This window comes from Streptomyces tricolor (assembly GCF_002155905.1).
Lineage (GTDB): Bacteria > Actinomycetota > Actinomycetes > Streptomycetales > Streptomycetaceae > Streptomyces > Streptomyces tricolor.
In genome coordinates, this window is record NZ_MUMF01000220.1 from 1 (window position 1) to 12,752 (window position 12,752).

A 12,752-nucleotide genomic window follows, 5' to 3' on the forward strand; every position below is an offset into this window, starting at 1 on the left:
GGCTGAGCCCCAGTGGCCAGCGTTCCGCACAGGGCCGTTGCGCTGTCCGTCTCGTAGGGGTTGGTGCCTGCGGGGCCGCCCGATCTGGCTGTCTGGCCGGCCAGGAGGGGGCGGAGGTAGGCGGAGGAGTCCTCGGCGCAGGCGAGGGGGCCCGCCTGGACGTAGGAGGTGAGCAGCTGGACCTGGCGGGTGCGCAGGTCGTCACGGTCGAGGTGGAAGGTCAGCTCGCGGCGGACCGTGAAGAGGGACGCGGGGGCCTCGGCGGGGGCGCCGGTGGGGCGCAGGGCGTAGACGAAGGTGTGGTCGGCGGTGACCTCCAGCGTCGCCGAGTCCGCCTCGGTGACCCGCAGGCTGCCCGAGGCCCGGATCCGGTCGTCGGCCAGCTGGGCACGGGCGGGGTCGATGCGGACCACCCAGCCCGTGGGCGTGTGCCGGCCGTCCGCCGCCGGGTGGTCGAAGCTCTGGTCGAACTGATGGAGCTGGTCCGAGTCGATCAGGGACCGGGCGGGGCGCACCTCGCGGCCGGTGAGCACCTCGGGGTGGAGCGAGGAGCGGACGATGTAGTCCTTCACGGTGGTGAGGGCGGCCATCACCTGGCTGTCGGAGAAGTGGGCGGTGCTGCGGGAGGGCGGCAGCGGTATGCCCTCGGCGCCGACGTCGAAGGGGGCGGCGGGGCTGCGGGCGTACAGGTTCTGGGTGTCGGTGGCGCCGGGCACCTTGCCCTGGGGGGCGAGCGGGATGACCGTGATCCGCAGGGACTCCACGGGCCGCCGGGTCTGCGCGGAGTTGTAGGGGTGGCGGACGCTCATGTAGATCGCGGTGCTGAAGGCGACGGCGATCAGCAGGACGAGGATCAGGACCTGCCGGCTGAGCCCGCGGCGCAGGGGCGGGCGGCGGCGGACGGCGGGCGTGTGGTCGGCCATCCGCTCCTTGGCGGAGAACTCCTGGAGGCGGGCAGCGCGGACGAACGACTCGTCGAAGACGACGGATCGGTATTCGTCCTCCGCACCGCCGGGGCCGCCCTCGGGTGCCCCCTCCGGTGGGTCTCCAGGCCCGCCCATACCTTCAGAGTAGGTCTCGTGGGGCCCGGGTAAACGCTCCGCCGGCGCCAACTTCTGACAGGTTCTCAACAGCTCCGCAACGGGCGCGGGCGAGGGCTCAGGGGGAGTGCGGGACGGCCGAGACGGCCGGTCGGGAGTGGTCGGCGGGGGCGCCGGGAGTGGCGGAGCCGCCGTGTTCCAGGCCGGTGGAGGCGGGGGCGGGTATCCGGTCGCGGGTGCCCGAGGAACCTCCCCGGTAGACGGCGGCGAAGGCCAGGGCGACCATGCCGATGCCCATCACGACGGCGAGGACCCAGGCCACGGGCCGGTGCCAGCGGACCTGCTTGCCGTAGGAGCCGAAGGCGCCGTGATCGTCGCCGAGGGCGTAGGCGTCGTCCGGCTCATCGTCGTGATCTTGACCGAATTCGGCGCCGTCGGGGCCGTAGCCGTCGTCGTAGCGCTCGCCTCGGGCGTGGGCGCGGCGGGCCTCCGCCTCGGAGGCCTCGGCTCTGGCCTGGGCGGCGGCCAGCAGGCGTTCCACCGCGGTCGGCTCATGGACCGTGGCCGCCTGTACGAAGGCCTCGTCGAAGACCACGGAGGCGAACTCTTCGTCCGACACCCCGTGGTCGTGGTCGTCGTCGGGCTCCCAGCCGTCAGGGAACGGCGTACCCCCCACGTCCTCCGGCACGGATCCAGAGTAGACCTGGGGGGTCAATTTGGGCAGACGGTATGGAAATTCGTCTGACTGGTGAGACGGCTTTCGGCCGCGGCCCCCACCGACGGGAGGGTCAGCGTCGTACGTGTCCGTCGCCGGTGACGATGTACTTCGTGCTGGTCAGCTCCGGCAGGCCCATGGGGCCGCGGGCGTGCAGCTTCTGGGTGGAGATGCCGATCTCGGCGCCGAAGCCGAACTGGCCGCCATCGGTGAAACGGGTGGAGGCGTTCACCGCGACGGTGGTGGAGTCGACCAGCTGGGTGAAGCGGCGGGCGGCCTGCTGGGAGGTCGTGACGATGGCCTCGGTGTGGCCGGAGGTCCACAGCCGGATGTGCTCGACGGCCTTGTCCAGCGAGTCCACCACCGCGGCGGCGATGTCGTGGGAGAGGTACTCGGTCTCCCAGTCCTCGGCGGTCGCCTCGACCACGGTGGCCTTGGAGTCCTTGGCGTAGGCCATGACCCGCTCGTCGGCGTGGACGGTGACGCCGGCCTCGGCGAGGGCGTCCAGGGCGCGCGGCAGGAACTCGGCGGCGATGTCCTGGTGGACGAGGAGGGTCTCGGCGGCGTTGCAGACGCTGACCCGCTGGGCCTTGGAGTTGACCAGGATCTCCACGGCCGTGTCGATGTCGGCCTGGGCGTCGACGTAGACGTGGCAGTTGCCGGTGCCGGTCTCGATCACGGGGACCGTGGACTCGTTGACCACGGTCTGGATCAGGGAGGCGCCGCCGCGCGGGATGAGGACGTCGACCAGGCCGCGGGCGCGCATCAGCTCGCGGACGGAGTCGCGGCTCTCGCCGGGCACGAGCTGGACGGCGTCGGCGGGCAGTCCGGCGCCGCCGACGGCGTCGCGGATCACCCGGACGAGGGCGGTGTTGGACTCGTAGGCGGAGGCGGAGCCGCGCAGCAGGACGGCGTTGCCGGACTTCAGGCAGAGGGCGGCGGCGTCGACGGTGACGTTCGGGCGGGCCTCGTAGATGATGCCGACGACGCCGAGCGGGACGCGGACCTGGCGCAGGTCGATGCCGTTGGGCAGGGTGGAGCCGCGGACGACCTCGCCGACGGGGTCGGGCAGTCCCGCGACGTCACGGACGTCGGAGGCGATGGCGCGGACCCGCTCGGGGGTGAGGGTGAGCCGGTCGACGATGGCCTCGCTGGTGCCGTTCTCCCGGGCCTTGGCCACGTCCTTGGCGTTGGCCTCGACGATCTCGGCGGTCCGGACCTCCAGGGCGTCGGCGATGGCGAGCAGCGCGTCGTCCTTCACGGCGCGCGGGAGCGGCGCGAGGTCGGCGGCGGCGGCCTTGGCCCGGTAGGCGGCCTGGGTGACCGGGGACATCGAGTCGTACGGCGAGAGCGTGGTCATGAGGGAAGGGTAGTGCGCGGGACGCGGCGGTTCAGCGGTCGTCCCACACCCCGAGACACCCCAAAAGGGGTGAACCCCTCCCCCGCGGCCTCCCCTGGCACCTTCTCCAGGGCCCCCGGGATCAGAACGGATGAACCCCCACCGGTGTCGCCGGCGGAGGCCCGTAGCCCTCGGCGATGCGGTGGTGGTAGGTCTCGCGGTCGATGACCTCCAGGCCGACGATCTCCCAGGGCGGCAGGCCGGCGCTCTGCCGGTGCTCGCCCCACAGGCGCAGCGCCACGGCGGCGGCGTCGTGCAGGTCGCGGGCCTCTTCCCAGTACCGGATCTCCGCGTGGTCGGTCGCGTATCTGCTGGTCAGCAGGAAGGGGTGGTCGTGGGCGAGCTGTTCCAGGGCCCGCCGCAGCTCGGGCAGGGGCACCTTCTCCCCGGAGACGCTGAGGGTGACGTGCCACAGCCTGGGCAGGTCCTTGGGCTCCTCATAGGTGTCCCCGGCCGCGACGCTCGTCAGAGCACCGCGGGACGCCGTCCCAGGGCGCACTCGTCTCACGACGGCCTCCTTCACGCATGGCTCGCATGGCGCATGACTGGCATGACGCGTATGGCGTGCATGACTCGTATGGCTGGTCTGGCTCGCATGACCCCGTGACGGAACGTGTCCTTCGACATGTCCCGAGTCAACATGTCCCCGAGACAAAGTTGAGCAGGCCGCACGGCTCCGCGTGGCGGTTTTACGGAACGTCCCCCACCGGGGGCGTTCCTTACGCCCCGTTTTACGAGCTGTTTTGCGAGAGTCAGGCGTGCAGGAGGACGAGGTCGTCCCTGTGTACGACCTCGCGTTCGTACCCCGGGCCCAGCTCCCGCGCCAGCTCCCGGGTCGAACGGCCGATCAGCCGGGGGATCTCCTTGGCGTCGAAGTTGACGAGCCCCCGGGCCACCGCGCGGCCCGCGGTGTCCCGCAGTTCGACGGGGTCGCCGGCGCTGAACTCGCCCTCGACGGCGGCGATTCCGGCGGGCAGCAGCGACGTGCGCCGCTTCACGACCGCGTCCACCGCGCCGTCGTCCAGGATCAGGGCGCCCTGCGGGGTGGAGGCGTGCTGGAGCCACAGGAGGCGGTCGGCGGAGCGTTTGCCGGTGGGGTGGAAGTAGGTGCCGGTGTCGCCGCCGGCCAGGGCCTCGGCCGCGTGGACGGCGCTGGTCAGCACCACCGGGATGCCGGCGGCGGCGGCGATCCGGGCGGCCTCCACCTTGGTGACCATGCCCCCGGTGCCCACGCCGGCCTTGCCCGCGCTGCCGATCTCGACGCCGGCCAGGTCGGCGGGCCCGCGGACCTCCGCTATCCGGGAGGTGCCGGGCTTGCTGGGGTCGCCGTCGTAGACGCCGTCGACGTCGGAGAGGAGGACCAGGAGGTCGGCGTGGACGAGGTGGGCGACGAGGGCGGCGAGACGGTCGTTGTCGCCGAAGCGGATCTCGTCGGTGGCGACGGTGTCGTTCTCGTTGACGATCGGGAAGGCACCCATGGCGAGCAGCTTGTCGAGGGTGCGGGAGGCGTTGCGGTGGTGGGCGCGGCGGCTCATGTCGTCGCTGGTGAGCAGCACCTGGCCGACGCGGACGCCGTAGCGGGCGAAGGAGGCGGTGTAGCGGGCGACGAGCAGGCCCTGGCCGACGCTGGCGGCGGCCTGCTGGCGGGCCAGGTCCTTGGGGCGGCGGCGCAGGCCGAGCGGGGCGAGCCCGGCGGCGATGGCACCGGAGGAGACGAGCACGACCTCCCGCTCTCCCCCGCTGCGGCTCTTGGCGAGGACGTCGACGAGAGCGTCGACGCGGTCGGCGTCCAGGCCGCCGGCGGCGGTGGTCAGCGACGAGGAGCCCACCTTGACGACGATCCTGCGGGCCTCGCCCACGGCCTGCCTTGCCCTTGCCACCTTGCCCTCGGTCCCCTCGCGCGTCGCTGCTGCCTGTGCGGCAATCTACGCGAAGTGGATCGGGTGGTGCGCGCCGGTCCACCTCCCGGACAGGTGGTCCGTCGTCCTGCGTAGTCGTTCGCTCACCATTTGCGTACGGCAAAAAGGTTGTGTTGGTTGCCTGTAGAAATAAAATCTCTTCTCAACATAAGTTTAAGTTTGTGTCACCTACCGTTCACCCCGTGAAGCGCATCCTGCTGCGCTCGGGCAAGAGCCCGTACGACGTCCTCTCCATCGAGGAGGCCCTCCACAGGGACGTCATCGCCACCAACGCCGGCAACCTGATCTTCAGCGACGCCGCGCACAAGATCCTGGAGACGCCGGAGACCGAGGTCGTCTCCAACGGCATCGGCACGGACGTGTCGGCGGCGGCCCGGATCAACGAGGAGTACGACGCGTTCGTCGTGCCGCTGGCCAACGCCTTCCGGCCGTCCTTCGAGGGCCGGCTCAAGCGGCTGACCCGGCTGATCGGCAAGCTGCGGATCCCGGTGGTGGTGCTGGGCGTCGGCGCGCAGACGGGGCTGAGCTACGACCCGTCGCGGCTGAAGCCGATGGAGCAGTCCGTGCGCGAGTTCTGCGCAGCCGTGCTGGACCGCAGCGCCTCGATCGGCGTGCGCGGCGAGTTCACCGAGCAGTACCTGCGGGACATGGGCTTCCGGGACGTGGAGGTCATCGGCTGCCCGTCACTGTTCATGTACGGCCGGGACCTCGACGTACGCAAGCGGCTGCCCGAGCTGGCCGCGGACGCGCGGATCGCGGTGAACGGTTCGCACAGCGCGGTGCAGAAGCAGGGCCTGGACCGGATCATCAGCCGGACCCACGCCCGCTACCCGAACCTGTGCTTCGTCGGGCAGAACATCAGCGACGCGCGGCAGTTGCACTGGCGGGACCTCACGGACCCGAACGCGCGGGTGACGGCGATGCCGACGCACCCGGACCACCCGATGTACCGGGAGGGCAAGGTGCGGGTGTACGTCGATCCGGTGACCTGGATCGACGACCTGCGGTCCTTCGACTTCTCCTTCGGCTCCCGCATCCACGGCAACATCGCGGCGCTGCTCGCGGGAACGCCCGCGACGGTGCTGTGCGGCGACTCGCGCACGCTGGAGCTGTGCCGGTACTTCGAGATCCCGCACGTGCGGCTGGACAAGGCCGCGAAGGACCCGGAGGCGGCGGACCCGGTCCGGCTGTACGCGCAGGCCGATCTGAGCGGACTGGTCGGGGGGCACGCGGAGCGCTTCGACCGGTTCGAGAGGTTCCTGGACAAGAACGGGCTGCGGAACACCTTCACGCACGGCGACGGCGGGGCGGCGTTCGAGGAGCGGATGCGCGCGCTGTCGTTCCCGCCGGGCGTGCGGCCGTGGAACGACACCGATCTCGCCTCGCTGAGCAGCCGGTTCGGCTGGCTGCACAGCCAGGTGACGGAACTGACCCAGCACAACACCCAGTTGCGGCGGGAGCTGGCGAAGGCGCAGAAGGCGAAGCAGAAGGCCGCAGCGGTGGTGCCGGCCCCCGCCGCCTCCGTCTACCGGCGCGCGCGGCGCGTGGTGGGCCGCCCCCTGCGGCGCGCGTTGCAGTCCGGCAAGCAGTAGCCCGCCCGCGACGGCACGAAGGGCCTCGGACGCCTCGGCTCCGGGGCCCTCGTGATACCGCCGCCGTTCAGGCCGCCGCCGCGCCGAAACCCTTGCCCGGCAGTACCCGCCGGAGCGTCCGCCGGACCTTGCGCAGGGCGCGGCGCGGGAAGGAGTTGGCGACGGCCTCGCGGTAGCCGAGGAAGGGGCGGGCCTCGCGGGGATCGGCGAGGTAGATCTCGTCGGGGATGCGGGCCGCCCTGGACCGGAAGTGCGGGTAGATCAGGTACAGGCGGGTGCCGCGCTTCTCCAGCACGGCCGCGGCCTGCTTCTTCGCCTTGACGAACGCGACGACGTCCACGAGGAGATCGGGTCTCTGCATCGCGACCAGGTGCAGCCGCAGCCGCTCGTGCACCTTGAGGCGGCGGGCCACCCCGGGCGTCCAGTAGGCGTCCATCAGCGGCTTGGCCAGCTCGAACTTGTGCCGCCGCACCTCTTCGCTGTCGGTGAGGAACTTGGGTCCGAACTGCGGCAGCAGCGTGATGAGGAACGGGCGGACCATGAGCAGGTCGCGCTTGTCGCCGGCCGGGACCATGTCGGCGATCAGCTTCATCAGGGCGCGCGCGGAGTCGAAGCGCAGGGTGTAGCTGCCGGTCTTGGTGACCTGCTTGCCGTCGTCGCGGCCGACCAGGTAGTAGCAGGTGTAGTCGGCGACCACGGAGACGCCGTTCGCGCGCAGGTACGCCTCCAGCGTGAACAGGGCGTCCTCGCCGGTGAACAGCGACTCGTCGAAGCGCATGCCGTGCTGCTCCAGCAGGGAGCGGCGGAACAGCTTCTGCGCGCTGAGCGTGAACTTGATGTTGGAGGTGTAGACGTCGGCCCGGTCGAGCGTCTTGCCCCACATCGACTTCGGCGCGCTGCGGTTGACGCCCTCCACCTTGCCGAGCACGACGTCCGTGCCGTTCTTGTCGGCCATGGCGATCATGCGCTCCAGGGCCTCGGGGCCGAGCCGGTCGTCGGCGTCCAGGAAGAAGACGAAACGGCCGGTCGCCTTGGCCAGGCCGACGTTGCGCGGCCCGCTGGGGCCGCCGGAGTTCTCCTGGCGGATCACGGTGACGGACATGGGGGCGCGGGCCGCGAACTCCTCCAGGTACTCGCCCGTGCCGTCGGTCGAGCCGTCGTCGACCGCGATGACCTCCATGCGCGCCGGATCGATGGTCTGTGCCTCGACGGATGCCAGGCACTCCACCAGGTACGGCATCGCTTCGTACGCCCCGATGATCACACTGACATCAGGCTGCGTCACGACGGTCACTCTTCCCCCTAGTCACGGAATATTTCCCCCGTATCACCTCAATCGCAATGTGTTAGACGGGTACCTGGGGGAAGCGGTTGCCCCACCGAGGGTAATGAGTGATGCACCTCACGTACATTCCGGGATCGGCGGTGAACGCGGCACGACGAGGGCCCCCGAGGAGTGCTCCTCGGGGGCCCGGTGGCGGTGCCGGGGCGGTCAGCCCGCGTTCACGCCGTCCGTCTCGCCGGCCGACGCGGTGCGCTGGCCCGGGACCGCGTTGGTCAGCTCGGCCGACTCGGCGGGGTCCGCGTTCGCGGCGCCCAGCCGGGACTGCTGGCCGACGTTGCGGGCCTCGGCCTTGAGGGCCAGGTCGGCGACCGCGGCGTTGAACTGGTCGATCGACTTCGGCTCGTCCGGGCCGAGCAGGTACTGCTTCAGCTCCTTGCGCGCGTCCGCGAGCGGGTCGGCCGCCGGGTCGCGCACGGCGTCGAGCAGCTCGCCCAGCTCGGTCGCGCTGTTGGACAGGATCACCGCGGCGCGTACCGCCGTGTTCTGCCGCTTGAACTCCTCCACGCCCAGCTCGCCGGAGTCGGTGACGGCGTACGGCTTGCCGCTCGCGATGAAGTCGGAGACCACGGAGGAGATGTCGGAGACCATCGCGTCGGAGACGTTGAAGCAGTCGTACAGCCGCGGCTGGGCGCCCCTGATGACGCGGTGCTCGTACGACGGGAAGGAGCGCCAGTAGGCGTCGTTCCACTGGGCGCGCAGCCGGGCGATCTCCTCGTGCTTGTGTACGTCGACGATGCCGTCGCGGGTGGCCTCGGCCTCGTCGCCCTTGCTGCCGCCGGCGCCGGCCAGCTCGGCGAGCCGGGCCTCGATCCGGTCCAGCTCGGCCTTGGCCTGGGCCTGGGCGGCCTTGTCGGCGGTGAAGCGCGGGTCGGCGGCCCGTTCGGCGGCGGCCTTCTCGACCAGGGCGGTGATGCGCTGGTGGGCGGCCTTGGCGTCCTTGCTGACGGTGCCGGTGAACGGGTGCGGCTTGTACAGGACGCGGACCGGCGGATCGGCCGCGATCAGCCTCGTCACGATGTTCTCGCCGGCGAGCACGATCGAGGTGTTGCCGGGGTTGCCGTCCCAGCCCTCCCAGGTGGGGGCGTAGAGAACGGTCGGGATGCGTCCCTCGGGCGTGCCCTGCCAGGTCTGGATGGGCGCCAGCTGCGGGCGGCCGACCTCCACGATGTCGTCGTCGCGGACGCCGACGTCGGCGATGGCGTACCGGTCGCGGCCGGCCCGGCCGGCGGTCCACACCTCGTCGTAGACCTTGCTGTACGGGTTGACGCTGGCCAGCTTGTCGCTGTCGCCGTGGCCGATGAAGACGTGCTTCATGGTGGGCACGCGCAGCAGGTGGATGTTCTTGCCGACGTTGGCCGCGTACAGGGCGACCCGCACGGTGGACAGGTCCAGGTTCATCAGGTGCACCCCTCCGGGCACGCAGATGACGGGGACCGTGGTGGGGGCGAGGTTGTTCAGGATGACCCGCTCGCGGAGGATGATCAGCGGCCGGGTGTCCAGCTGCTCCATCGTCTCCAGCCACATGTTGACCTGGTACGCGGAGTCCTTGGAGCCGGAGAAGTACAGGACCGTCTCGGGCTTGTAGGCGGCCAGCCAGTCGTCGACGGCGGCGAGCACGGTCTCGGCCCGCGGCGGGACCCGCCGGCCGCGCACGTACGGCATGAGGACGAGGACGTACAGGCAGCCGAGGCCGACGGTGAGGCCGATGCCGGTGAAGCCGGCGACGGCGGAGTCCAGCGCGGCGGAGACGAGGATGCCGGCGACCGCGAACAGGTCGAGGTGGAGCATCTTCTCCGCGGAGCGGTGCAGCAGCCGGCGCGGCGGGGCGTCCGGGATGCGGATGCGGGACTTCAGGTCGATGTTGCGGGTGGCGACCGGCATCCGGCGGCGGTTGCGGATGAGGGTGACCAGGGCACCGTGCGGGGCCTGGAGGCCGTAGAAGGCGATGAAGCAGGCCACCGCGCCGTAGAAGATCAGGTCGTCCGAGAGGGACAGCCGGGCCAGCAGCAGGACCAGCAGCAGCTGCCGGATCAGGAAGCGGATCGACAGGCCCGCCCGGACCTTGCTGAGGCGGTTGATCAGGTAGCTGCCCTTGCGGTGCAGATAGTGGTCCGCCAGGTACGTCACGGCGGCCAGGGCCGCGAAGGCGGGAACGCTGGGGACGAGCGCGGCCAGCATGAGCGCCGGGAAGCCCAGCATCACGAGGGCCGCCGCGGCCAGCTCGGCCGCGCTGCCCACCCGGGCGACGCGAATAGCGGTGGATATCACGGAGAACCTGCTCTGGGAGGGGGGAGTGCCGGTTTTGTTCAGGAATGCCGGAAAAAGCCGGAAATTCGTCGGGGGTACGGAGACAGGCCCCTGCGAATACCCGGTGAACGGGTACCCACAGAGGCCTGAATTCCCAAAATCTTAATTACGCCTGATTATTACACGCCGTCCTGACGGTCCAGCACGGAGGCCAGCGCCTGCTCGAAGCCGGAGGCCTTGGCGGCGCCCGCGGTCGGGTCCTGCTGGCGGACGTCGATGACGTGCCCGGTCAGCTCCGACAGCAGCACGTCCAGGGAGGTACGGGCCACGGCCTCGGAGGACAGCAGGCTGCCCGCGGGCTCCTGGCCGAAGGCCTTGGTGCGCATCGGGGTGGCGGTGCGCTCGGGGTTGATGCAGTTGACCCGGATGCCGTCGCCGGCCCACTCGTCGGACAGCGCCTGGGTGAGGTTCACCATGGCGGCCTTGGTGGAGGAGTACAGGGAGTACTCGGCACGGCCGCGGGTGTAGCTGCTGGAGGTGTAGAGCAGCAGCTGGCCCTTGGTCTCCGCCAGGTACTTGTAGGAGGAGCGCGCGATCTGCACCGGGGCCAGGTAGTTGACCTTCAGCGCCTCCTCGATGGTGGCGTTGTCGGTCTCGGCGAGCTTGCCGATGCGCAGCACGCCCGCGGTGTTGACGACGTAGTCGATCCGGCCGGTCTCCGCGTACGCCTTGGACAGCGCGTCGTCGACCTCCTCCGGGTTCTCCACGTGGGTGCCGGTGGTGGAGCGGCCGAGCGCGTAGACGTGCGCGCCGTAGGACTCGGCGAGTTCGGCGATGTCCTTGCCGATGCCGTAGGAGCCGCCGAAGATGACGACGGTCTTGCCGGTGAGGAGTTCGCGGTAGGCGTCCTCGCCGTTCTGCTCGGGCGCGGCGGTGGAGGCGAGCTGGAACAGCTTGTCGGCGATGAAGACGTCGACCGGCTGGGTCACCTTCATGTTGTACTCGTCGCCCGCGACGACGTGGATCGGCACGTCCGGCAGGTACTTGAGGACCACCGAGCAGTCGTCCGTGGCCTGGAAGTTGGGGTCGCCGGCGGCGACCTCGTAGGCCCGCTTGATGGTGGACAGCTTGAAGGCCTGCGGGGTCTGGCCGCGGCGCAGCCGGGAGCGGTCCGGGATCTCGGTGATGAACTCGCCGTCCTCGCCGTGCGTGCGCGTGACGATGATGGTGTCCGCGGACGGGATGGCGACGTCCACCGCCTGGTAGCGCTCCAGCGCGGCCACGCAGTCGTCGATGACGCGCTGCGAGAGCAGCGGGCGCACGGCGTCGTGGAAGAGGACGTTGAGGTCCTCGCCCTCAGCCAGGCCCTCACCGAGGGCCTCGATGGCGCGCTCGGTGGTCTCGTTCCGGGTCGAGCCGCCCTCGATGATCTTCTTCACCTTGGTGAAGCCCGCCTTGGCGACGATCTTCTCGACGTCCGGCACATAGCCCGGGGCCATCAGCACGATGACGTCGTCGATCGAGTCGGCCTTCTCGAAGGTGGTCAGGGTGTGCTCGATGACTGCCTTCCCGGCGATCTTCAGCAGCTGCTTGGGGATCGACAGACCCACCCGCTGACCGGTGCCACCGGCCAGGATCACTGCGGTGGTACGGGGCTTGGCTATGTGCTGGGACACAGGTGACCTACCTTGGGGCGACAGGGAACCGTGAAATGGTCCCACTTCCGGTAACCGCAGTGCAAGGTGAGTGACCTTCGCTGCATATGTGCGCGCAACCTGTCATTCACCTTGCACTCCTGGTGATTGGCGGCGGGCCCGGTGAACGCCCGTGAATTTGCTGTGAGTAAGTCCACAGGACTCCGCAAGCGGGGGTTCGGCGCCTCCCCAGCCGCTTCGGGCAGCGGTGTCCCGGCGTCCTCACGAGTTCCTTCGACGACGTCTCGTCACGCCGCGCGGACAGGCCGCGCCGCCGGATCACCGAACGCGCGGACGCCGGGCGCGGCGATCCGGTCCGCCGCGGACAAGTCGGGAATACAGCTCGCCCCGGAACCCATTGCCGCGGAATTCCACATCAAGATTCCGCAGCATTTCGGTCTCGGTCAGGATGAGCGACCGATTCGCGGTGTCCGGAACCGGCCGCAGGAGATTCTCCGGCAGCCCGAGCAGCGCCTCGAAGGCGCGCGGCAGCCCGCGCCGGTGGTGCCAGTGCCGGTGCCGGTGCCGGCAGCTGGGGGCGGCTTCTCGTACGGCGGCTTCGGAAGCGGCGGGGACTGCGGGGGGCGGGGGCCGCGGGGGTGGGGGCGGCGGTGCGGCGATGCGGCGATGCGGCGATGCGGCGATGCGGCGATGCGGCGATGCGGCGATGAAGAACGCGCTGCCGATCACCGAGGTGCTCCAGCCGTGGTCGACGCACGGCAAGCGGCTCACCCGGGACGTGCCTGGCAGCGCCGTGGGACCGCGCTGCGTCCCACGGCGCGTCCCCGGGCGTCAGACGAT

The 12,752-nt window shown here is 70.6% G+C and carries 9 protein-coding genes; 1 reads left to right on the plus strand and 8 read right to left on the minus strand.

What is annotated here, in order from left to right; translation table 11 throughout:
* The 5 genes from CCN44_RS16830 to proB all read right to left on the minus strand — a co-directional run.
* On the minus strand, nucleotides 1–1,061 hold a 1,061-nt coding region (locus CCN44_RS16830), incomplete at its 3' end, for an SCO2583 family membrane protein (RefSeq protein WP_086698119.1).
* A gap of 97 nt (nucleotides 1,062–1,158) precedes the next feature.
* On the minus strand, nucleotides 1,159–1,728 hold the full coding sequence (locus CCN44_RS16835; protein WP_059249516.1) for an SCO2584 family spore wall biosynthesis protein: 570 nt from the start codon (nucleotides 1,726–1,728) through the stop codon (nucleotides 1,159–1,161).
* Between the two features lie 100 nt (nucleotides 1,729–1,828).
* Entirely contained in the window at nucleotides 1,829–3,115 is a 1,287-nt protein-coding gene (locus CCN44_RS16840; protein WP_059249517.1) for a glutamate-5-semialdehyde dehydrogenase, read from the minus strand.
* 121 nt (nucleotides 3,116–3,236) lie between these two features.
* Nucleotides 3,237–3,662 (minus strand): hypothetical protein, encoded by a 426-nt coding sequence (locus tag CCN44_RS16845; protein WP_059249518.1) that lies wholly within the window; start codon nucleotides 3,660–3,662, stop codon nucleotides 3,237–3,239.
* Nucleotides 3,663–3,906: 244 nt separating this feature from the next.
* Entirely contained in the window at nucleotides 3,907–5,013 is a 1,107-nt protein-coding gene (gene proB / locus CCN44_RS16850; protein ID WP_086698120.1) for a glutamate 5-kinase, read from the minus strand.
* Nucleotides 5,014–5,255: 242 nt separating this feature from the next.
* Here proB and CCN44_RS16855 point away from each other — a divergent pair, with 242 nt between their 5' ends.
* Nucleotides 5,256–6,665, plus strand: a complete 1,410-nt coding sequence (locus CCN44_RS16855) for a polysaccharide pyruvyl transferase family protein (RefSeq protein WP_086698121.1) — start codon at nucleotides 5,256–5,258, stop codon at nucleotides 6,663–6,665.
* Between the two features lie 67 nt (nucleotides 6,666–6,732).
* Here the strand turns inward: CCN44_RS16855 and CCN44_RS16860 are convergent, their stop codons facing one another.
* The 3 genes from CCN44_RS16860 to CCN44_RS16870 form a co-directional block, all read right to left on the minus strand.
* Nucleotides 6,733–7,905 (minus strand): glycosyltransferase family 2 protein, encoded by a 1,173-nt coding sequence (locus tag CCN44_RS16860; protein ID WP_059254985.1) that lies wholly within the window; start codon nucleotides 7,903–7,905, stop codon nucleotides 6,733–6,735.
* A 252-nt stretch (nucleotides 7,906–8,157) separates the two neighbouring features.
* A complete protein-coding gene (locus CCN44_RS16865) occupies nucleotides 8,158–10,278 on the minus strand; it encodes a CDP-glycerol glycerophosphotransferase family protein (protein WP_237482482.1) in 2,121 nt (706 codons plus the stop codon).
* 158 nt (nucleotides 10,279–10,436) lie between these two features.
* Nucleotides 10,437–11,933 (minus strand): bifunctional cytidylyltransferase/SDR family oxidoreductase, encoded by a 1,497-nt coding sequence (locus CCN44_RS16870; protein WP_059249522.1) that lies wholly within the window; start codon nucleotides 11,931–11,933, stop codon nucleotides 10,437–10,439.
* Nucleotides 11,934–12,752 lie beyond the last annotated feature (819 nt).

What these genes read in the sequence shown, in the direction of transcription:
- CCN44_RS16840 (WP_059249517.1), bottom strand. Translation starts at nt 3,115, where the DNA reads ATGACCACGCTCTCGCCGTACGACTCGATGTCCCCGGTCACCCAGGCC.
- CCN44_RS16860 (WP_059254985.1), bottom strand. Translation starts at nt 7,905, where the DNA reads ATGCCGTACCTGGTGGAGTGCCTGGCATCCGTCGAGGCACAGACCATC.